We start from the raw sequence: 21,136 nt of genomic DNA on the forward strand, positions 1-21,136 counted from the left end.
GGTCACGGCTGGTTCCGGCCGTCGCCGAAGGCGTCCAGGACCCGCTCGTCGAAGGTGACCAGGCGGCCCTCCTTGCCGTTCTCGACCACCCCGTAGGCGTGCGTGATGGTGCCGGTGGAGGTCTGCACCAGGCGGCCGTTACGGACCACATAGGTGTCCAGGCGCGAGGTGTAGAGCAGGTTCTTGAAGACGTTGTCGACGGTGTAGACGACGTAGAGGTCCTCTTCGAGGAGCGCCTCGTCCAGCAGCGTCACCCGGGAGTGGGTGACGGCGGGGATCCAGTTCTTCTCCTCCAGCAGCGCCCGGATGGAGATGCCGCGCGCGTCCACGAAGCGGTGCTTGGCCTCCTCCATCAGGCGCAGATAGCCCGACATCTGGAGGCGCTCGAAGAAGTGCACGAACGGGTAGGGAATGCGGAACTTCCAGCCGTACGCGTTCTTTCCGGCCAGGAGCTGTTCGAGCACGGCGTCGGTCTCGGCGCAGGCGCCGGAGATCAGCTGCTCGGTGACCGCGGGCGCGGCCGGTCCCGGCTCGGCGCCGCCGATGCGCGCGGTGACGAACCGCTCCAGGCCCTCGGGCACGGGCAGCCTGCGCAGCATCCGCACATCGTTCTCGTCGTGGCGCAGCACGGCCTTGACCTTGGAGGCCACGGCCTTCTTGGGTGCGCCGTCACGCTCGACGGTGATGGCGACCTTGAACGCCAGCTCGGTGGCGTCGTCCTTGGTCACGGGGGTCACCTCGACCGACGCCTCGTCATCGACGATGAGCGCGGTCTGGAGGCGGGAGTCGATGTCGACGATGTCGAATCCGAGGCCGTGCTCCTCGTAGAGCCTGCCGACCGGGAGCCCGCTGCGCCGGAAGTGGGCGATGACGGCCTTCTCGACCAGGTAGTTGACGTGCTTGAAACCGATGATGGTGCCGATGTTGGCACCCTCGTATCCCGGGCTGAGGACGACCGTGGTCGACTCGTTCAGCAGCGTCTTGACGGCTTGCGACATCACTTCTCCGTGAGGTGTGGGGCGGCCCGGTCCGAGAGCCGCCGGAGGAACGAGCCGACCAGGGCGGAGAACGACTCCGCGTGCTCGGACATCGGGTAGTGACCGCACCCGGGCACCGCACGCAGCTCGGCCTCGGGGAGGTCGGCCGCGAGCAGGGCGCTCTCGGCGGCGGCGAAGTCGTCCTGGCCGGTCACGACCAGGGCGGGCACGGTGATCAGTTCGGTGCGGAGCCAGGGGGTGCGCAGATAGTGCTCGAAGAACCGCACCCAGCCGTAGGGGCCGACCCGTTCGCAGACCCGCTCCGCCATGTGCCGCCGGACCGCCGGGGTGATCCGGCGGGAGGAGTGGGTGCGCAGCCCCTCCTCCATGATGTGGAGGAAGTCCCGCTGCATGCTCGAGACGGAGTCCCAGGCGAAGTCGTCCGGTGAGCGCCGGTAGAACGGTGAGACGAGGACGACGCCCCGGATCCCGTACCGCTCGCGCGGGTCGTTGCCGGCCTCGGCCTCCCGGTGGAGCAGATCGAGCAGTTGGTTCGCCGAGAACGAGTGGGCGACCACGACATCGGGCGGATCCGGCAGCCGCTCCAGGGCCGTGACGATCCAGTCGGTCCGCTCCGGCCGGCGGCTCCACGGCTGGACGTGGTCGGCGCGCCAGGGCAGGTCGGCGGTCCAGGTCTCCAGGTCCGGCGGCAGATACGGGGCCAGCCCGTCCCAGACCGCCCCGCTGCTGGCCAGACCGTGCAGGAACAGGGCGCGCAGCCGGGTCCCGTCCCGCGCGGGGCCGTGGCGCAGCAGCAAGGGCTGCCCCGCCGGAACCCGGACCCCGGCCGCGCCGGTCTCACCCTGACCCATCAGGACCGGCCCGGTGCCAGGAGGGCGAGTCCGGCCGTGGCGTCGTCGCCGTCGCCGCCGGCGAGGGCGTAGACGGGCCCGGCGCCACCGTCGGCGTACCAGCCGATGGTTCCGGCGCACTGGAGGACCCCGAGAACCGCCGATGCCTCGCCGAAGGCGTCGGCCAGCGCATGGTGGACGGTGCCGGACGGCAGTACGGGGGAGGTGAGTCCCTGCCCGTCGCCGGGGCCGAACCAGGCGGCGGGCGGGGTGCGACCGTCCCCGGCCAGCTGTTCCAGGCACGCCTCGACGCTTCCGGCGCGGACCGCGGAGCTGACCTGGGCCCGGACCTCGGCGCCGCGGACGGCGGCGGCCGCCCGGCGCTCCACGACGACGGCGGCGGCGCCGTCCACGATCCGGTCGGCCCCGGTGAGGCGGCGGACCATCTCGTTGTCCGGTTCGACGGCCAGGACCAGCGCCCGGTCGGCGCGGCGCGCGCCGACGAGGGCGGCGGCCCAGCGGACCGCGTCCAGGCCGGAGGTGGCGCCGTTGCAGACCATCAGGTTGGGGCCGCGCAGCCCGTACTTGATGGCGAGGGTCGAGGCGATCACGTTGCTGGACGCGTTGGGGGTGTCCATGGGGCTGACGCCGCCGGTGGCCCCGTCGGCCGCGATGGTGTCCACGACCGAGCAGACGGTGTCCACATTGCCGTAGTTGGAGGCCACGAGGACGGCGACGGTCTCCCCGGGGACCGTGAGCCCCTCGGGGCCGAGCAGTCCCGCGTCCGTCAGCGCCTCGTTGGCGCAGGCCAGCGCGAGCTGGGTGGCGCGGTCCTTGAAGCGCAGCCCCTTCTTGCCGATACGGGCGGCGGGGTCCACCGGTTCCGCGCCGTCGGGGACGGGGGCCAGCAGGTCCTTCGGGGTGGCGACGCCGGGCATGGCGAGCCCGACTCCGGTCAGAACGGCGTTCATCGGGCCGCCTCCACTACCGCCACGGCGTTGATGCCGCCGAAGCCGAAGGCGTCGATCTGGGCGAGGGAGACATCGGCCTGCCGGGCGGTGCCGCGGACGATCCGGAATCCCTCGGTCTCCGGGGCCGGATGATCGAGCCCGGTGATCGGGGGCACGCGGCCTTCCCGCATGGCGCGCAGGGCGACGATGAGGCTGAGCACCCCGGAGGCGCCGGAGGTGTGCCCGGTCATCGACTTGACCCCGGTCATCACGGGGCGGCCCAGCTGGTCGCCGTACACCTCCCGCAGTGCGGTGGCCTCGGCGGCGTCGTTGAGCGGGGTGCCCGTGCCGTGCACCATCACCAGTTCCACGTCCTCGGGTTTGACGCCCGCCCGGCTGTGGGCGTCCTTGATGGCCAGGGCGATCCCACCGGCGTCGGGCGCGGTGGCGTGGTAGGCGTCGCAGTTGATGCCCACGCCGCGCACCCAGCCGTGCCCGCCGCCGACGTCGTCGCGGCGCAGCACGATCGCGGCGGCGCCCTCGCCCATCACGGTGCCCTTGCGGTCCCGGTCGAACGGGCGCAGCGCGTCCGGCGGATCGAGCTGGAGCCGGTCGGAGAGGCCGAACATGCTCTCGGTGATCACGTCGACGCCCGCCACCACGACGGTGTCGGCTCCCTGGTACTCCAGCAGGTCCACGCCGAGGGCCAGCGAGTACAGGGAGGCGGAGCAGGCGTTGGAGATGGTGGTGGTGTCATCGGCGCCGAACCGTTCCCGCAGCGCGGTGCCGAAGTGCATGCGTCCGGCGTCGAAGTCCTGTCCGTCGCGCCACCACAGCTCCAGTGAGCGCAGCTCGCGCAGCCCGGTGCCGATGAGCACGGGCACCCCGCGCAGGTCCCGGGGCAGCCCGGCGTCGTCCAGCGCCTGCCCGACCGCCGTGGTCAGCAGGGCGGTGGCCCGGCCGGCGACATCGGTGCCCGGTGCGGGCCGGTCGTCCACCTCGTACAGCAGGTCCGCGTTGTACCAGTCGCGGTTGAAGCCGCGCAGGCTGTGCAGCCCGCTCCGCCCCTGGCAGAGGTTGTCGAAAATCTGCGCCGGGTCGGCTCCGACGCTGGCGACGGCTCCGACTCCGGTGATGGGCCAGCGGCTCATCGGTGCTCCTCGTACTTGCCCAGGATGACGACCGCGTTGTTGCCGCCGAAGGCGAGACCGTTGTTCTGCACGATCCGCAGGTCCGCCTCGACCGCCTCGTTGGGCACGCAGTCGACCTCGCATTCGGGGTCGGTGGCGGTGTGGTTGATGGTCGGCGGGATGAAGCGGTGCACGATCGCCAGCGAGCAGGCGATCGCGGCGAGGGCGCTGGCGGCGCCCATGGTGTGGCCGAGCATCGACTTGATGGAGATGGTCCGCGGCGGGGCGGCGCCGTACACCTCGCGGATGGCGCGGGCCTCGGTGACGTCGTTGGCCTTGGTTCCGGTGCCGTGCGCGGAGACCAGGTCGACCTCGCCGGGCTTGACGCCCGCGTTGTCCAGGGCGAGCGCCATGCAGCGGGCGACGCTGCTCTGGTTGGGGGCGACCTGGTGGTAGGCGTCGCAGTTCAGGCCGTAGCCGAGGACCTCCGCGTAGATGCGGGCGCCCCGGGCCAGGGCGGACTCCAGGCTCTCCAGGACGAGCACGCCCGCCCCCTCGCCGGTGAGGATGCCCTTGCGGTCGACGTCGAACGGCTGGCACAGCTCGGGAGCGATGGTGCCGAGCCGGTAGAAGCCGGCGAAGGTCTTGCGGCACATGGCGTCGGCGCCGCCACAGAGGGCGAAGTCCACCTCACCGGTGCGTACGGCGTCGAAGCCGTAGCCGATCGCGTAGTTGCCCGCGGCGCAGGCCGTCGGGATCGTCACCGCTTCGACGTCCGTCAGCCCGAGTTCATGGGCGACGGCCGCGGAGAGGCGGCCGGCCCGCACGCGGCGCGCGATGGTGGAGTCCATCTTCTCCGGACCGTGGGCGATCTGGCTTTCCACGAGCTGGTCCAGATCGAAGGACTCCCCATCGGTGGTGCCTATCGAGATGAGACCGCGCTGCTCTCTCAGTACGTCGAGGTCGAGATTCGCGTCCTCGACGGCCATGCGGGCCGCGGCGGCCGAGAACTGACTGGCCCGGCCGAGTTCCGCCACATCCAGATTGCGTATCCACTTCTCCGGTTCGAAGTCGACAATTTCGCAGCCTTTGGCGTGGGCGAACCCCTCGGTGTCGAAGGCGGTGATCGGCTTCGCTCCGCTGCGGCCGGAGCGAAGCCCCTCGGCGAACTCGGCGGCGCCCACTCCGATGCTGGAGAAGACGCCAAACCCGGTAAGAACCACTCTGTGAGTCGCGACGGCGGAACCGTCGCGCGCGGGAGCAGTCATCGAAACCTCCAACCAGTCTCGGCTTGAACAGCGGAAGGGATTACCAGCCGGCTGACTCGGCGACGACCTCGTTGACACCCTTGAGGTTGACCATGCGGGCGAGCTCGGACTGGTCGATGACGACCTTGAACTCCTTCTCCAGCGAGGCGAGGATCTCGATGGCGCGCAGCGAGTCGGCGTCGTGGTCCTCGCGGAAGAGGCTGGTCTCGGTGACCTCGTCCTCTTCGAGCTCGAGGATCTCGCAGACGATTTCCTTGATCTTCTCAGCGCGCTCTTCGGTAAGGGTAGGCATGATGAATTCAACCTCTCGGTCATTGCCGCCGGGCGGAATCCCCCCGTTCGGCGCTCCTATTGCGTTCCCGCACTCGAAACCATCGCAGTACGGGAATGTGATGTGCACGCCTTGCGTCAGGAAGGTGCCAACACTGCTTCGTCCAGGCGCCTTCTGATGTCGTTCGTCAGGGAATCCCGCTCGGCATTCAGGTAGAAATGGCCACCGGGCAGGACACGCATGTCGAAGGAATGTCCGGCGACCTCGGACCAGTGCCTCATCTCGTTCTCCCCGGCACCCGGGTCCCGGTCTCCGGCATAGGCCACGACCGGACAGCCGACGGGCCGCGGGGCCGCGGCCCGGTAGGTGCCCGCGATCCGGAAGTCGGCCCGTACGGACGGCAGCACGATGTCCCGGATCCCGGGGTCGGCCAGCAGCGCGGCGTCCGCGCCCCCGAGCCGCGCCACCTCGGCGATCAGCTCGTCGTCCGTGCCGAGGTGGATCTCCTTGGGGGTGACCAGATGGGGCGCCTCGCGGGACGAGACGAAGAGGCCGGCCAGGCGGTCCGCGTGCTCCGGCTGGAGACGCAGGGCCAGTTCATAGGCGAGCGACGCTCCCATGCTGTGGCCGAAGAAGGCCACCGGGACGTCGAGGAGGGGAAGCAGCTCCGCGGCCAGCGGGTCGGCGAGCTCGGCCATGCTGGTGGCACACGGTTCGGCGATCCGCTCCTGGCGGCCCGGATACCGGGTGGCCAGCACCTCGACGCCGGGGCCCAGCGCGCCGCCCCAGGTGTGGAAGAACGTCGCGGCCCCGCCCGCGTGGGGCAGACAGACCAGCCGCGCCCGCGGCTGTCCGGCCGCCGGGTACCGCCGGAACCACCGGGTGGTTCGGGCACTGCCGGACGATGTCATCGTCGCTCTCCTCATGGCTGTCTCCCGCTGCCGGGGCGGCGGCCGGCCCGCCTCCCGGGAGCGGACACGCTCCCGGTGGGCTCGCTGCCGGTGCCCCATGAGGTGTTCGGCGGCGGGTCGCGGGGAAGGGCCCCACCGCCGGGTCGACTACGCCGCCCGCGGTGCGGCGGGCCGTAGGACCCGGGACACCTTTCTAACCAGGCCCACCGCGCGCCTCAACGTCCCCTTCAGGAAGGTGCCAGGGAGGGCTCCGGAAGCGGGCCCGGAGCGGCCGGAGGGGCCTCGCGGGCGCGGCATAACAGCTTGTTGCCAGTGCGCGGCGCAGGCGGTGTCACGATGGATCACGGGCGCCCGGGCAGGGCAGGATGCGCAGGAGATCCTCTGCATCGTCCCCGTCCCCACCACCCAGCGAGCCGCCCGATGACTCACGACCCGACCTCTCCGGCCGCGGCCGAGCCTCCCTGGGCGTTCCTGGCCCGTCTGGAGGAGCAGATCGCCCGCGACCAGGAGACGTGTCTGCGCGACTGCGGGGCGCCCTGGGACGAGCTGCTGGAGCGATTCGTCGACGCCCTGACGGGGCAGCCGTGCCCGGGGACGGAAGCCCCGGCCGAGGGGAAGGCCACCGACGGCCAGGCGGCGGGCGGTCCGGGGCCGGACGGGCCGGGCGCGCCGGACGGGCCAGGCGCGCCGGACGGACCGGGGCCGGACGGATCGGGGCCGGACGGACCGGGGCCGGACGGACCGGGGCCGGACGGACCGGGGCCGGACGGATCGGGGCCGGACGGACCGGGGCCGGACGGACCGGGGCCGGACGGACCGGGGCCGGGCGGATCGGGGCCGGGGAGTGACGCCCCCGCCGGGGGCCCGTGAGGGTGGTTCCGGGGTCCGGTGCGGTCAGCCCGTCACCGGGCGGCCCAGCCCCCCGTGGTGCCGACGGACCGGGGCGGCACGCTCCGCAGTCGGGGGCGGGCGGACTGCCGCGGCAGCGTCTCGGTCAGCCCGGCGGCGGCGTCGATGACCGTGTTCCGCACCCCGCGTTCGGGGAGCTTCGCCATCCTCGACCGCGGACCGGACAGCACGAGCGCGGCGGAGACCCGGCCATCGCCGTCCCGGACCGGGACGGCGAGCACATGCTCGTCCAGCACCATCACATCGGGCCCGTGCGCCCAGCCGCGCTGCCGCACCAGCGCCAGCTGTGCCGCGTTGAAGCGTGCTCCGCGCAGCCCCGCGTACAGCTCGTCCGGGTCCTCCCAGGCGAGGAGCACCTGGGCGACGGGACCGGACTTGACGGGGCGGGCCGTGCCCAGCGGGACCGCGTCCTGTCCGGTGACCGGGTCGGCCGAGCTGGCCACGCAGATGTGCACGGCGTCGCGGCGGCGGTGCACCCGGGCGTTGAGGCCGGTGAGCGCGTGCAGTTCGGCCAGCACGCCCTCCGCGATGTGCTCCAGCCGGTCGCGCGGTTGCCCGGCCCCGGCGTGGCCGATCCTGGCACCGGGCAGGAACCGGCCGTGCGCGTCCCGGCTCAGCAGTTCGAGCCGTTCCAGGGCGGTGGCGATCCGGTAGACGGTGGGGCGCGGCAGCCCACTGATCGCCACCACCTGGGCGAGGCTGGCGGGGCGCTGCTCAACCACGCTGAGAATCATGGACGCTTTGTCGAGCACACCGACGCCGCTCAGGGGCAGCGGCCGCGACGCGACGCCCATCGCTCCCGCCCCGTCGGCGTCGGCGCGCCGATATACCGGACCGATCGGCATGTGACTCATGGAGGACTCGCCTTCCGCACGGCGGACACCGGATGGCGCGAGGCTCCGGGGCCGCGCGGCGCCGGAATCCCGCACACCGACGGCTCGCAGAAGTGGCAACCGGCCGCCGGGACGGGGCGGGAGCTGCCGCTCGCCGGTCCCCCGCTCTGATACGCCCCATCAAATCGGACGGCCCGGGAGCCGGGCAACGCCGGAGACAGGAAACTGCCAGGGCGCCCGGGCCGATCGGCCCTAGCCCCGGCCGCCCGGCTCCGCCCCGGGCGTGGGCGGAAGAAGCCCCAGCTCAGCGGCACGAACCCCGGCCTGGAAGCGGGAGTTGGCACCGAGCTGGGACATGATGTCGGCGACGTAGCGCCGGTAGGTGCGCACCGAAACGGTGAGTTCGCGGGCCGCGACCTCGTCGGTGACCCCGGCCTGGAGGTATCTCAGGATGCGGCGGGCGAACGCCGCCCGGGTGCGGTCCCCGAAGACAAACCGCTCCCCGGCCCGGAAGGCGTCCTTCCAGATGCTGTCGAAGAGCATGCGCAGCGAGTGCAGCAGTTCCGCCACCCGGATCACCGAGGTCCGCCGGCCGGCCGCCGACTCGGCCACGACGAGCGCGACACTGTCGTCCACGACGAGCGCCTGGAGCGGCGGCATATGGGCCACCCGGATGGCCACGGGCCGCTCCCGGCCCAGCTGTTCGCGGACGAAGTCGTCGTCCAGCAGCGTGGGCGTGGTCAGCAGCCGGATCGCCACGCCCTCCTGGGCGCCGTAGAGCAGGTCCCGCTCGTCCTGATCGCTGCGCCGCTGGATCCGGTCGGCCCTGGACGGCCGTCGCGCGTGGATGATGTCGATGCTGCTCGTCGCCTCCTTGACGAGGCCCGCGGCCGTCTCCAGCACGACGTCATAGGCGTTGTCGACCACGGTGATGAGCTGCTCCTGGGAGCTGCGGTCCCGGTGCAGCGCAACCATCGACTCGATGCGCGCCTTCGCTTCCAACAGGGCCTTTTCGAGTTCGTCCTCGCGCCAACCGGACATGCCAACCATCCCCCTGAAGATGTGGATCAGCGGGCCGCCGGGGTCCCCCGTGACGGCCCGGTCCCGACAGCGTTGTGTCGTTCGCCCTCAGTCGGCGAGCAGGCCGAGCTCGACCGCGCGCGCCCCGGCCTGGAAGCGCGAGCTGGCGTCCAGCTCCCGCATGATCTCCGCGACATGCCGACGATAGGTGCGCAGCGACACATTGATCCCCCGCGCCGCGGTCTCATCGGTGTGACCGGCGCGCAGGGCCTCCAGCACGGTCCGGGCGAACTCCGTGCGCAGCCTCGGCGCGAGCCCGAGGTGATCCGCCAGCTTCCGACCCCGGGACCAGGCGCCGGCGAAGAGGAGCTCCAAGGCCCGTACCGCGCCCAGGTCGTTGACGACGGCGACCTGCCCCTCCGGCTCCTGGACCTGCGTCTGCACCAGTGCCGAGGCGCCGTCGACCACCACGATGCCGCGTAACTCGCTCTGCGAGACGCGCACTTCGGGACGGACCCGGGTGAGCGGACGCAGCCGCTCGGCCACTCCCTCCGCGGCCGGCACATTGCACAGCACCCGGACCACCGCCCGGCTCGGAGTGCGGTCCAGCTCCTCGGTCACGGCGCTCTCGAAGACGCCCGCGCCGGTGAGGGTCACGGACACCGAGTACCGGGCCCCGGCGATGAGCTGGGCGAGCGAGTCGCCGAGCCGGGCACCGTCGGTGCGCACCACCGGGGACGGCGTCGTCAGCCTGCGCGAGTGCAGCAGGACCGTGGACTCGATCAGCTTGCGCGCCTGCAACAGCGCCTGTTCCAGATGAGAGGCCGACTCGTCGGCCCGCTCCACCTTCTCGTCGGCACCACGTGGATCAATACCACGTGGATCAATTGCCACACCCATCCCGACTCCCCCGTCGATTGGCATGCACCGGCTCATCATCACCCGCCGAGCCCTGAGAATTCGGCCGAGCGGAATGACGCCGTGCGCAGCAGTGTATTGGACACTAGATTGAGCGAACAGATTGGGTCAACCGTAAGCAGGTCAAGGCGCTCACCAGCCAAAGAACAAGTAAACGACCGTTTTCCGCGAAAGCGTGCACCGATGCGCCGTCGCTGTCAGGTTGCTGCGCACCGACCCCCTAAGCGGAACGGCTCCCCCTCTCTTTCGCACCGCACCGCACACACACCGTCACCCTTCGCCACACCAGTGTCCTCTTGAGGCCAACGCCGCCCCCTCACAGGCACCTTGTTGCCTACGGTGATCACGTGATGGCACAGCCCCAGGGGCCGATCGAGCACCTTACGCCACAGTAGGCAGCAATGACCACATCAACGCCAGGCATTTTCGGTCGGCGACACCGGCCGAAAAGCGCCATGAATTGAACCCCTTTTTGTTGAGCGATGAAGAAATCAGCCGCGCAGACGGAATGAATTCGGCCGTGCTTTCCGTTCCCCGCCCCGTCCTGCCGGGGAACGAATCCGGCTCCCCCGTGCGGCGGAGCCGGATGGTCCCGGAGAGGGAGGCGGTCCCCGACGCCGAGCGCGAAGATGATCGCAACGCACAGAAGGAGACCTCGATGGACCGGTGGGACCGGATGGGGCGGCTGGCCGCGTACGGGGGCGCCGCCGCCATGGCCCCGTATGCCGTGATCAAGGTGTCATGGGTGGTGGGCTCACTGCTCGGACTGGCGCCGGTCGGGGCCGGGTTCGGACTCGCCGAGTGGGTGGTGCTCAACACCGTGACGGTCGGCATGGCGGTCGTCGGGATCACTCTCGGGCTGGCGCTGGCCCGGCCCTGGGGGATGCGGCTGCCCGGAGTGCCGCTGGTGTTCTGCGCCTGGGTCGGCGCGGGGTTCCTGGTGTCGATGCTGCCGTACGCGCTGGCCGACTCGCTGCTGTCGGAGCCGGACACCACCGGGGGCGACAACGACCCCAAGATGCCCGGCTGGGAGGCGGCCCTGATCCAGTTCGGCTTCATCGGCATGGGCCTGGGCCTCACCCTCGCACTCCCCGCCTATCTGCGCAGGCGCTGGCCGGAGGCGTTCGCCGGCCGGGGCGGCGGGCCCTCACCGCTCGGCCGGGCGGCCGTGGTCCTCGGTGCCGCCGTCGGGCTGATGTGGCTGTACTGGGCGGCGGGCGGCACCGCCGGGCTCGCCCACCCCGACGAGGGCCGCGCCACCTGGCGCCTGCTGTGCGGGATCTGCGGCACCTGGGCGCTGGTCGCCGCGTTCGCCGTGGCGCGACCGGGCCGCGAAGGACCCGGACGGCTCCCCGGCTGGCTGCCGTCGGTCCTCGGCTGGCTCGGCTCGGGATCACTCTTCGCGTGGAGCGGCTGGAAGCTGCCCTTCACGCTGTACGTCGCGATCGCGGCACCCCCGGACGTCACGCTCCCCGAGCAGTTGGGCCTCGCGATCGCCCTGCACCTGTGCGCCGTCGCGGCGGGCGGCGCGATGATGTGGACGCTCACCCGGGGCCCGTCCCGGACCCACCCCGAAGTGGCCACCGCCCCGCCCGGCTGACACCGCGCGGGCGCGCCGAGGCCGGCGCCTCGCGCCTCAGCGCCCCTCGCGCACGGGCTCCAGCACCACGACGCACTCCACATGGTGCGTCACCGGGAAGAGGTCGAAGGCCCGCGTGCGGCGCGGGGAGTAGCCCTCCTCGCGGAAGTACTTCAGGTCGCGGGCGAGTGCCGCCGGGTCGCAGGCGACGTAGACGATGCGGCGGGCGCCCAGGGCCGCGAGGCGGGTCACCGTCTCCTTGCCCGCGCCCGCGCGGGGCGGGTCCAGGACGATGAGGTCGGCCTCGGTGATGCCGGTGCGGGGCAGCACCTGCTCGACCTTGCCGTGCTCGACGCGGACGCGGTCCAGGTCCTGGAGGTTGTGCCGGGCGTCCTCGACCGCGCGCTTGCTCGACTCGATGCCCAGGACCGCGCCGCGCTCCCCCACCCGCTCGGCGATCGCACCCGCGAAAAGGCCCACCCCGCAGTACAGGTCGAGGGCCGTCTCGCCCTGGCGGGGCATCAGGCCCTGCATGACGGCCTCGACCAGGACGTCCGCCGCCTTGGGGTGAACCTGCCAGAAGCCGGCCTCGCCGACCCGCCAGGTGCGGCCCGCCGCGCGCTCGCGGACGAAGGGGCGGCCGTGGACGCGGTGCACCAGACGGGTCCGCTCACGGCCGCGGGACTCGCTGACCCGCAGCACCGAGACCGGCCGGTCCAGCTCGACGATCGGCAACCGGCCGCCGGGGCGCGGGGTGAGGACGACCTGACGGTCGGAGGAGCCGGTGGCGGCGATGGCCTCCACGCCGGCGATCTGCGGCCATTCCCGCTTCTCGACGCCGAGTTCGGTGACGCCGGGGGCGGCGATCAGGCAGTGGTCGATCGGCTCGACCTCGTGCGAGCGGTGGCGGCGCAGTCCGGGCCGGCCCTGCTCGTCCACCGCGTACTGCACCCGGGTGCGCCAGGCCGGGACCTCGCCGCGGGCCACCTTGTCGCCGGGCGCGGGCTCGACCGTGCCGTCCCAGCCCGCCTCCGCGGGGGTGAGCCCCGCCAGCCGGGCCAGCTGCTCGGTGATCACCTCGGCCTTCAGCCTGCGCTGGGCGCCGGGGGCCGCGTGCTGCCAGTCGCAGCCGCCGCATTTGCCGGGGCCGGCGAACGGGCACGGCGCCTCGACCCGGTCCTTGGAGGCGTCCAGCACCCGCACCGCGTCGGCGCGCAGGAAGCGCGCGCCCTCCTCGCCCTCGGTCACCCGGGCGACGACCCGCTCACCGGGCAGCGCGTGCCGGACGAAGAGCACCTGGCCCTCGCCGGTCCGGGCGATGCAGTGGCCGCCGTGCGCCACCGGGCCGACCTCGACCTCGTACTCCTCGCCGACCAGCGATGCCTTGGGTTCACTTTGCATGGCGGGTTCAGGCTCCAGAGGGGGTGAGGGGGCGCGGTGGGACAACAGCCCACCAGTCTACGTCGCGCCCGCGCCCACCCCGTCACGCCCCGATGCCCCGGGGCCGCCGTCAGGGAACCTGCGAGGTGACGCCCGGCTTCTCGCCCTTGGACCCCTTCTCGCCCTTCTCCCGCTTGGCCGGGATCACCGGACCGCGCCGCACCGCCCCCGGGGCGTTCCACTCGGCCCGCTTGCGCGCCCGCTTCCGGGCCAGTTCGGAGGAGTCCAGCTGCCACGGCACGGAGGTCACCATGACGCCCGGGGTGAACAGCAGCCGCCCCTTGAGCCGCAGCGCGCTCTGGTTGTGCAGCAGATGCTCGTACCAGTGGCCGACCACGTACTCGGGGATGAAGACGGAGACCACATCGCGCGGGCTCTCCCGGCGCAGGCTCTTGACGTAGTCGATGACCGGCCGGGTGATCTCGCGGTAGGGCGAGTCGAGGATCTTCAGCGGCACATCGATGCCGCGCTCCTGCCACACCCGCTGCAGCGCCTTGGTCTCGGCGGGGTCGACGTTGATGCTCAGCGCCTCCAGCCGGTGCGAGCGCATCAGCTTGGCGTAGGCCAGGGCGCGCAGCGTCGGCTTGTGGACCTTGGAGACCAGCACCAGGGAGTGCACCCGGGAGGGGCGCACCTCCTCCTCGTCGAGCTGTTCGGTGGCCGCCGCGAGTTCCTCGGAGACGCCGTCGTAGTGGCGCCTGATGGCTGTCATGGTGACGTAGAAGATGACCATGCCGAGCAGGGCGACCCAGGCGCCGTGGGTGAACTTCGTCAGCAGCACCACGACCAGCACCAGGCCGGTGAAGAAGGCCCCGAAGGTGTTGATCGCGCGGGCGCGGACCATCCGGCGGCGGGCGTTCGGGTCCCGCTCGGTGGCCAGATGGCGGTTCCAGTGCCGCACCATGCCGGTCTGGCTGAGGGTGAAGGAGACGAAGACGCCGACGATGTAGAGCTGGATCAGCCGGGTGGAGTCGGCTCCGTAGAGGTAGACCAGGACGGCGGCGGCCGAGGCCAGCAGCACGATGCCGTTGGAGAAGGCGAGCCGGTCGCCGCGGGTGTGCAGCTGACGGGGCAGATAGCGGTCCTGGGCCAGGATCGAGCCGAGCAGCGGGAAGCCGTTGTACGCGGTGTTGGCGGCCAGGAAGAGCACCAGCGCGGTGGCCGCGGCCAGCACTACGAAGAGGAACGAGCCGTCGCCGAAGACGGCGGCCGCGACCTGCGAGATCACCGGGTTCTGGGTGTAGTCGGCGCCGAGCGGGGTGCCGTTCTTCAGCAGGTCGTGCGCGGGGTTCTCGGCCATCTTGACGTTGGTCACCAGGGCCAGCGTGATGATGCCGACGAACATGGTCACGGCGAGGCCGCCCATCAGCGCCAGCGTCGTCGCCGCGTTACGGCTCTTGGGCTTGCGGAAGGCGGGCACGCCGTTGCTGATCGCCTCGACACCGGTCAGGGCGGCGCAGCCGTCGGAGAACGCGCGCAGCAGCAGGAAGATCAGCGCGAAGCCGGCCAGCCCGGTCTGCTCGGCGTGGACCTCGAAGCCCGCGGTGGGGGCCTTCATGTCGTCACCCAGGACCAGCCCGCGGTAGGCGCCCCACAGGATCATCACGAAGACGCCGCCGACGAAGACATAGGTGGGGATCGCGAAGAGCTTGCCCGACTCCCGTACGCCCCGCAGGTTCATGAGCGTCAGCAGCAGGATGATCCCGACCGCGCACAGCGTCTTGTTCTCGACGATGAAGGGGACGGCCGAACCGAGGTTCTCCACACCGGAGGAGATCGACACCGCCACCGTGAGGACGTAGTCGACCAGCAGGGCGCTGGCGACCGTCAGACCCGCCTTGGGGCCGAGGTTGGTGGTGGCGACCTCGTAGTCACCACCCCCGCTGGGGTACGCGTGCACGTTCTGGCGGTACGAGGCCACCACCGTGAACATCAGCACGATGATGGCGATCGTGATCCACGGGCTGTAGTGGTAGGCCGACGCACCCGCCACGGACAGAACGATCATCACCTGCCCCGGCGCATACGCGACGGAGGACAGGGGGTCGGAGGCGAAGACGGGGAGCGCGATGCGCTTGGGGAGGAGAGTTTCCCCCAGCTTGTCGCTGCGCAGGGCCCGCCCGATCAGGATCCGTTTCGGGAGGTCGGTCAGTTTGGACACGCAGAGGATCGTAAGGGGTAGCGCGGGCCCCCGCCCACCCGCCCACCCCCGGGAAAGGGGGCGGGCGGGAGCGGGGCGCCGAAGGGGATCAGGACAGACGCGCGGGCAGGGTGCGGTGGCCGTTGGAGATGAAGGACTCCACCGGCTCCAGCGGCTCCTGCCCGGACGCGAGCGTGAGCCCGGGGAAGCGGTCGAAGAGCGCCGGGAGCGCGATCGCGGCCTCCAGCCGGCCCAGCGGGGCGCCGACGCACAGATGGACGCCGTGGCCGAACGCCAGGTGGTTCTTGAGCTGCCGGGTGACGTCGAAGCGGTCCGCGTCCTCGCCGTGCACCTCCGGGTCGCGTCCGGCGGCCGCGTAGGCGGCCAGGATCGCGTCGCCCTTGTGCAGCACCACACCGCTGTCCAGCTCGATGTCCTCCACGGCGTAGCGCAGCGGCAGGTTGGCGACCGGGGCGGAGTGCCGCAGCGTCTCCTCGATCACATCCTCCCAGGTGGCCCGCCCGGCCCGGACGTGCTCGAGCTGCTCGGGCCGGGTGAGCAGCGCGTGGATGGCGTTGTCCAGCAGGTTGACCGTGGTCTCATGGCCGGCCGAGAGGAACAGCGCGAGGGTGTCGGTCAGCTCCTTCTCGCTGAGCTTGGAGCCGCTCTCCTCGTCCCGCACCGCGATCAGCCCGCTGGTCAGGTCGTCGCCGGGCCGCTCGCGCTTGGTGGCCACCAGCTCGCCGAGGACGGCGTACATCTCGTTGAAGGTGGCGGTGACCTCCTCCGGGGTGGCGGAGGTGTGGAAGATGCTGTCCACGACCCGGCGCATCCGCTCGCGCAGGTTCTCGTCGTCGAGCCCGAACAGCTCGGAGATCACCTGGATCGGCAGCGGGTACGCGTACGCCTCGCGCAGGTCGACCACCTCGTCCGGCGCGGCGGCCAGGTCGTCCAGGAGCGTGGTGCAGATCTCCTCGATGCGCGGCCGCAGGGCGGCGGTGCGCCGGGCGGTGAACGCCTTGGAGACCAGGGTGCGCAGCCGCCGGTGTTCACCGCCGTAGGCGGTGAACATGTTCTCCACGGCGACCCAGGTGATCAGCGGCCACTCCGGCGAGATCTCACCGTTGTTCCACGCGGGCCAGTGCTGCCGGGGGTCCTTGGAGACGCGGGGGTCGGTCAGCAGCTCCTTGAGGGTCCGCTGGCGGGTTATTGCCCACGCCACCACGCCGTCAGGAAGCTCAACAAGCGTCGCCTCGCCGCCTGCGGCGACTCGGGCTGCCTCTCCGGCGATGTCGCGGCCGGCGGGGTCGAGGACGATGGGACGGGGTTCCATTGGCTGACTCCAGAGGTCTCGTCGAATCGGACCGGCTCGGACACGGGCGCCGCGAACGGCTCGTGCGCGGCGACCGCTTGGGCGGGGAAGCGCACCGGCAGGGCGGCCAGGGCGCGGGCGAAGGGCCCGGTCCGCCAGGTCAGCCGCTCGACGGGGACCGCCAGCTCCATGTCCGGGAGGCGGTCCAGGAGCCGCTCGATGGCCACGGTGGCGATCACCCGGGCGGGCCGCTCGGCGGGGCAGCGGTGGGCGCCCGCGCTCCAGGCCAGATGGGCCCGGTTGCCGGACCGGCGGTCGGAGGCCATGGCCGCCTCGTGGTTGGCCGCGGCGTAGCTGATGAGCACCGGTTCGCCCTTGCGCAGCCGTACGCCCGCCACCTCGCAGTCGTACCGGGGGAACCGGGTGCCGTAGTTGGCCATCGGCGGGTCGTTCCACAGGACCTCGTCCAGGGCGTCCTCGACGGGCATGCTGCCGCCGGACAGCTCACCGGCGAAGCGGTCGTCCGACAGCAGCAGGCGCAGCGCGTTGGCGATCAGGTTCTGCTGGGGGTCGGTACCGGCCGCCATCAACAGGATCATCTGCTGCATCAGCTCGTCGTCGGTGAGCTGCGAGGGATGCGCGATCAGCCAGGAGGTGACGTCGGCGGAGAGCTGCCGGCGCTTGTCCGCCAGCAGGCCGGAGATCCAGTGGAGCAGCGCGTCGTTGGCCGCCGCCGCCTCCTCGCCGCTGTCGAAGAGCTTCATCATCGTCTCGACCAGCTTCGGCCCGTCCGCGGGGCGCGCGCCGAAGAGCTGGTTGAAGACCAGCAGCGGGAGCACCGACGCGTACTCGATGATCAGGTCGGCCTCGCCCCGGGAGGCGAAGGCGTCGATCAGCGTCTCGGCGCTGCGCTCGACGTACTCGCTGAGGGCGTGCGGATCCACCCGGTCCAGGCTGTCGGTGATCGCCCCGCGCAGCCGGGCGTGGGCCTCCCCGTCGCAGAACAGCGCGTTCGGCCGGTACATCATCATCGGGGCGACCGGGTTGTCCGGCCCCACGCTTCCGTCCCGCATCGCCCGCCAGCCGCGCGGGTCCTTGGCGAACCGCTCGGTGTCACGCAGGATCTCCAGGCCGAGCGGGTAGCTGGTGACCAGTGAGGCGTACACCCCCGGCGTCAGCTCGACCGGCGCGATCGGCCCATGGGTGGCGCGCATCCGCGCGTAGGTGCCGTGCGGGTCGGCGGCGAACTCGGGACCGTACATCGGTACGGCCGCGCTGTGCCCGGTGTCGCCCACGGCCTCGGTGGGGCCCGCGTGCGCGGGGCAGCCCGGTGGGGGGACGGGGCCGGCGGCTGGACGGTTGGTCACACAATCTCCTGGGAGCTACGGGTCTGGCGGGCCTGTAGGTACTGGACGAGGGCGATCAGTGCGTGGGTGGAGGAGAGCCGGTCCCGGGCGTCGCAGGTCACCAGCGGGGTTTCCGGAAGCAGATCGAGGGCCTCCCTGACCTCCGGCTCCGCGAAGCGGGGAGAGCCCTCGAACTGGTTGACGGCGACGGCGTACGGCAGTCCGTGCTCCTCCAGGACGGCCATCACCGGGAAGGACTGCTCCAGCCGCCGGGTGTCGGCCAGGACGAGCGCGCCCAGCGCCCCGTTCGTCATGTCCCGCCACAGCCGGGTGAAGCGCTGCTGTCCGGGCGCGCCGAACAGATAGAGCACCAGGGACTCGCTGAGGGTGAGCCGGCCGAAGTCCATGGCGACGGTGGTGGTCGTCTTGTCCTCGGTGCCCCGCAGGTCGTCGGTGAGCGCACCGGCCTGCGTCATCGTCTCCTCGGTACGCAGCGGCCGGATCTCGGACAGCGAACCCACGTAGGTGGTCTTGCCGACGGCGAAGTGTCCGACGACGAGGATCTTCGCCGCCACCCGCACCGTATGGGGCAGGTAGACCGCCTTGTCGTCAGAGGCGAGCGCGGAGTCCATCGAGCACCTCCTGCAGGAGCTGGGTGTCGGGGAGGTCGGCGGCGGGGATCGGGGACCGGGTGGAGACGTGGCCGCTGTCCACGAGGTCGCCGAGCAGGACCTTGGTGACGCTGACGGGCAGCTCCAGGTACCCGGAGACCTCGGCCACCGAGAGCGCGCCGCCCAGGCACAGCTCCATGACCCGCCGCTTCTCGGGGCTGAGCCCGGTGAGCGGCCGGTCGGGGTGGGCCATGACCAGGGTCACCAGGTCGAAGGTGTTGCGAGTCGGGTAGGCACGGCCGTCGGTGACCACATACGGCCGCACCAACCCTCGTTCGCGCCGCCCCGGACTCATGCGTGGCTGCCGATCCCCTGCCGCGGGAGGCCCTGCCGCGGCGGGCTGGTGAGCTCCTTGCCGAGCCGGTCGACCAGCTTCTGCATCCGGTAGCTCACCGCCTCCATGTCCACGGCCTCGGTGGCCGAGACCGCCAGATACGCGCCGGGTCCGGCGGCGATCAGGAAGACGTACCCGCCGACGAACTCGACCAGCGTCTGCTGCCAGGGCGTCTCGTGCGGATCACAGAACTCGGAGGTGGAGCGGCTGATCGACTGCAGCCCGGAGAGTGCGGCGGCCTGGCGCTCGGCCTCGTCGCGGGCGATGCCCTCGGAGTACGCCCGCAGCATCCCGTCCGCGGAGAGCAGGATCGCGTGCCGTGCCTCCGGCATCTTGACGACCTCGTCGAGCATCCAGCCGAGCTCGTTGTTGAGATGGTCGTTCATGCCTGGCGATTCCCTTCGTCATGGTGAGGGGCGGAGTCCTGGGTGTCGGCACGGCCGGAGCGGGTGCCGCGCGCGAACGCGCCCAACCGCGAGGCGGTTTCCTCCGCCGAACGCGCGCGGTGCGCGCCGGTGTCGTCGGATGCGGCGGCGCCGGCCCGCCCGGTCCCCATGGACCAGTCGGCGCTCGGCGGGGTGGCGGCGGCCTGCCGGCGGCGGCGCTTGGGCAGACCGCCCTGCGTGGTGCCGTACACGCGCGTGGCCTCGTCGTCGCCCAGGGACGGCTGGGGCGCCGCGGCGGGTGCCGGGGCGGGCGCGGCGGCGGGGGCGGGGGCGGGCGCCGGAGGCTGTGCCTGGGGCATGGCCTGGGGCTCGGCCGGAGCGGCCTGCGCCTGTCGCGCCCTTCGGGGGGCGCGGGTGCGGCGGGAGGGCAGGGTGTGCAGCGGCTCGGCGCCCTCGGGGTCCTGCGCCGAGGTGGCCGACCGTCCGTCGGGGTCGATATGGGTGAGCAGCTCGCTCGGGAGGAACAGCACGGCGCGCACACCGCCGTACGGGGACCGGGTGTCCACCGAGACGCTGAAGCCGTACCGCGAGGCCAGCAGGCCCACCACGGCGAAGCCGAACTGCGGCGGGTCGCCGAGCCGGGAGACGTCCACGGCGCGCTGGCCGGAGAGCAGGGTGGCGGCCCGCTGGACCTCCAGGCCGTCCATGCCCACACCGGCGTCGTCGATCACGATGCAGGCCCCGTTGTGCACCGGCTGGAGGCTGACCTCCACGGAGGTGTTGGGCTGCGAGTGGCGGGCCGCGTTGTCCAGCAGCTCGGCCACCGCGAGCACGACGGGCTCCACGGCCCGGCTCACCACGGCGACGTCGATCAGGGCGTGCACCTGCACCCGCTGGTAGTCGCGGATGCGCGACTTGGAGCCGCGGACCACATCGGTCAGCGAGGAGGCCAGCCGCTGACGGCCGGGCCAGGAACCGCAGAGCACGGCGATGGCCTGGGCGCGGCGGCCGAACTGGGCGTTGGCGTGGTCGATCTCCAGCAGGTCCCGCAGCACATCGGGGTTGTCGTGCCGCTCCTGCATCTCGGAGATCGACACCTGCTGTTCGTTGGCGAGTCCCTGGACGGCTCGCATGGACGCCTTGAGCGCCGCCTTGGCGGAGGCGTCGGCCCGCGTCTGGGCCTTGTCCACCGCACGGGTGAACTGTTCCATGACGGCGTGCAGGCTCTGGGCGAAGGCCGTACCGGCCAGTTTCTCGTCCCGCAGGCCCGGCAGCGGGCCGGGCTGGCTCAGCACATCGGCGATCGAGGGGAGGCGTACGTCGACGAGGTGCTGCACCTCCTCGTCACGGGAGCGCAGGCTGTCCTCGAGAGTGGCGTTGCGCCTGCGGACTCCGGCGGTGATCTGCCGCTGGCGGATCAGAAGCACCAGGACGACGAGAAGCGCGGCGGCCAGACACCAGCTCACCGCCTCCGATATGTGATCAGTCATCAGGAACCTCGTGCAGAAGAACGCGGGCGCGGAAGGAACGATTCAGAGCCCTGATGTCCCGTCCGGAAACGGAATACGGCGATCATCTTAGCCATGTCGTGACCTAGTATCCGACGCCCGCGACAAAGTTCGAACCAGCGGCAATCGCTCGGCATTTGTCATGTGGTTTCGGTGAAGATCCGGGATTTCAGGCAAAGATGAAGGGTTGCGACCACCGTTGGAGCGCCGTAACCCGGGCCCACCGTAGTGGTCGAGGCTGATCGCCAACAGCCTTTTCACCCCGCGTCCGCAACCGGAAATGATCGTTGCCCTTCCCTGTCCAGTTCGTTCCCGTCGCTTCTGCGATCACCTCCGACCGCCTCCTCCCATCGCCAATCATCACGGGAACTTTCCCGCTATG

The 21,136-nt window shown here is 71.7% G+C and carries 21 protein-coding genes; 3 read left to right on the forward strand and 18 right to left on the reverse strand.

The genetic code is table 11. The annotated features are described in order from the left end of the window. Positions 1-2: 2 nt before the first annotated feature. The 7 genes from J8403_RS12615 to J8403_RS12645 form a co-directional block, all read right to left on the reverse strand. A complete protein-coding gene (locus J8403_RS12615) occupies positions 3-998 on the reverse strand; it encodes an acyl-CoA thioesterase family protein (protein ID WP_211123285.1) in 996 nt (331 codons plus the stop codon). Beyond that, positions 998-1,849 carry an alpha/beta fold hydrolase gene (locus J8403_RS12620; protein WP_211123286.1) on the reverse strand — a complete coding sequence of 284 codons (852 nt, stop codon included), beginning with the start codon at positions 1,847-1,849 and terminating at the stop codon, positions 998-1,000. Before J8403_RS12620 ends, J8403_RS12615 begins: the two co-directional genes overlap by 1 nt. Next, positions 1,849-2,799, reverse strand: a complete 951-nt coding sequence (locus tag J8403_RS12625; protein WP_211123287.1) for a beta-ketoacyl synthase N-terminal-like domain-containing protein — start codon at positions 2,797-2,799, stop codon at positions 1,849-1,851. Before J8403_RS12625 ends, J8403_RS12620 begins: the two co-directional genes overlap by 1 nt. Beyond that, positions 2,796-3,929, reverse strand: coding sequence for a beta-ketoacyl synthase N-terminal-like domain-containing protein (locus J8403_RS12630; protein ID WP_211123288.1), 1,134 nt, complete (start codon positions 3,927-3,929; stop codon positions 2,796-2,798). The genes J8403_RS12625 and J8403_RS12630 overlap by 4 nt, the downstream gene beginning before the upstream one ends. Beyond that, complete coding sequence (locus tag J8403_RS12635) at positions 3,926-5,176, reverse strand: beta-ketoacyl-[acyl-carrier-protein] synthase family protein (RefSeq protein WP_078644277.1); 1,251 nt, start codon at positions 5,174-5,176, stop codon at positions 3,926-3,928. The genes J8403_RS12630 and J8403_RS12635 overlap by 4 nt, the downstream gene beginning before the upstream one ends. Positions 5,177-5,216: 40 nt before the next feature. Then, entirely contained in the window at positions 5,217-5,468 is a 252-nt protein-coding gene (locus J8403_RS12640) for an acyl carrier protein (protein WP_211123289.1), read from the reverse strand. A 116-nt stretch (positions 5,469-5,584) separates the two neighbouring features. Beyond that, entirely contained in the window at positions 5,585-6,358 is a 774-nt protein-coding gene (locus J8403_RS12645) for a thioesterase II family protein (protein ID WP_211123290.1), read from the reverse strand. Positions 6,359-6,778: 420 nt separating this feature from the next. On the opposite strand from J8403_RS12645, the gene J8403_RS12650 reads away from it, so the two are divergent. After that, entirely contained in the window at positions 6,779-7,228 is a 450-nt protein-coding gene (locus J8403_RS12650) for a DUF6269 family protein (RefSeq protein WP_211123291.1), read from the forward strand. Between the two features lie 32 nt (positions 7,229-7,260). Here the strand turns inward: J8403_RS12650 and J8403_RS12655 are convergent, their stop codons facing one another. Continuing rightward, positions 7,261-8,121: an IclR family transcriptional regulator gene (locus J8403_RS12655; protein WP_425519781.1), complete on the reverse strand. Its 861-nt coding sequence runs from the start codon at positions 8,119-8,121 to the stop codon at positions 7,261-7,263. Here J8403_RS12655 and J8403_RS12660 point away from each other — a divergent pair. Continuing rightward, the gene (locus J8403_RS12660) at positions 8,113-8,271 is read left to right on the forward strand and encodes a hypothetical protein (protein ID WP_159037864.1); all 159 of its coding nucleotides are present in this window, start codon (positions 8,113-8,115) and stop codon (positions 8,269-8,271) included. The two genes, J8403_RS12655 and J8403_RS12660, sit on opposite strands and share 9 nt — an antisense overlap. An 81-nt stretch (positions 8,272-8,352) precedes the next feature. Here J8403_RS12660 and J8403_RS12665 read toward each other — a convergent pair whose 3' ends face one another. Then, positions 8,353-9,141: a helix-turn-helix domain-containing protein gene (locus tag J8403_RS12665; RefSeq protein WP_211123292.1), complete on the reverse strand. Its 789-nt coding sequence runs from the start codon at positions 9,139-9,141 to the stop codon at positions 8,353-8,355. Positions 9,142-9,228: 87 nt separating this feature from the next. Continuing rightward, positions 9,229-10,020 carry a helix-turn-helix domain-containing protein gene (locus tag J8403_RS12670; RefSeq protein WP_237511853.1) on the reverse strand — a complete coding sequence of 264 codons (792 nt, stop codon included), beginning with the start codon at positions 10,018-10,020 and terminating at the stop codon, positions 9,229-9,231. A 676-nt stretch (positions 10,021-10,696) separates the two neighbouring features. Here J8403_RS12670 and J8403_RS12675 point away from each other — a divergent pair. Continuing rightward, on the forward strand, positions 10,697-11,638 hold the full coding sequence (locus J8403_RS12675) for a hypothetical protein (protein WP_211123293.1): 942 nt from the start codon (positions 10,697-10,699) through the stop codon (positions 11,636-11,638). Between the two features lie 36 nt (positions 11,639-11,674). Here J8403_RS12675 and J8403_RS12680 read toward each other — a convergent pair whose 3' ends face one another. The 8 genes from J8403_RS12680 to J8403_RS12710 form a co-directional block, all read right to left on the reverse strand. Then, positions 11,675-13,018 (reverse strand): class I SAM-dependent RNA methyltransferase, encoded by a 1,344-nt coding sequence (locus tag J8403_RS12680; RefSeq protein ID WP_211123294.1) that lies wholly within the window; start codon positions 13,016-13,018, stop codon positions 11,675-11,677. Positions 13,019-13,127: 109 nt separating this feature from the next. Beyond that, positions 13,128-15,218: an APC family permease gene (locus J8403_RS12685; protein WP_211123295.1), complete on the reverse strand. Its 2,091-nt coding sequence runs from the start codon at positions 15,216-15,218 to the stop codon at positions 13,128-13,130. Positions 15,219-15,306: 88 nt separating this feature from the next. Continuing rightward, complete coding sequence (locus tag J8403_RS12690; protein ID WP_246585822.1) at positions 15,307-16,422, reverse strand: cytochrome P450 family protein; 1,116 nt, start codon at positions 16,420-16,422, stop codon at positions 15,307-15,309. After that, complete coding sequence (locus J8403_RS43590; protein ID WP_246585823.1) at positions 16,404-17,876, reverse strand: cytochrome P450; 1,473 nt, start codon at positions 17,874-17,876, stop codon at positions 16,404-16,406. Before J8403_RS43590 ends, J8403_RS12690 begins: the two co-directional genes overlap by 19 nt. After that, positions 17,873-18,487 carry a GTP-binding protein gene (locus J8403_RS12695; protein WP_211123297.1) on the reverse strand — a complete coding sequence of 205 codons (615 nt, stop codon included), beginning with the start codon at positions 18,485-18,487 and terminating at the stop codon, positions 17,873-17,875. Before J8403_RS12695 ends, J8403_RS43590 begins: the two co-directional genes overlap by 4 nt. After that, positions 18,465-18,821: a DUF742 domain-containing protein gene (locus tag J8403_RS12700; protein WP_059141665.1), complete on the reverse strand. Its 357-nt coding sequence runs from the start codon at positions 18,819-18,821 to the stop codon at positions 18,465-18,467. The genes J8403_RS12695 and J8403_RS12700 overlap by 23 nt, the downstream gene beginning before the upstream one ends. Next, positions 18,818-19,246, reverse strand: coding sequence for a roadblock/LC7 domain-containing protein (locus tag J8403_RS12705; RefSeq protein ID WP_211123298.1), 429 nt, complete (start codon positions 19,244-19,246; stop codon positions 18,818-18,820). Before J8403_RS12705 ends, J8403_RS12700 begins: the two co-directional genes overlap by 4 nt. After that, entirely contained in the window at positions 19,243-20,736 is a 1,494-nt protein-coding gene (locus J8403_RS12710; RefSeq protein ID WP_211123299.1) for an ATP-binding protein, read from the reverse strand. The genes J8403_RS12705 and J8403_RS12710 overlap by 4 nt, the downstream gene beginning before the upstream one ends. Positions 20,737-21,136 lie beyond the last annotated feature (400 nt).

Origin of the sequence: Streptomyces yatensis, from assembly GCF_018069625.1 — a bacterium.
Lineage (GTDB): Bacteria > Actinomycetota > Actinomycetes > Streptomycetales > Streptomycetaceae > Streptomyces > Streptomyces yatensis.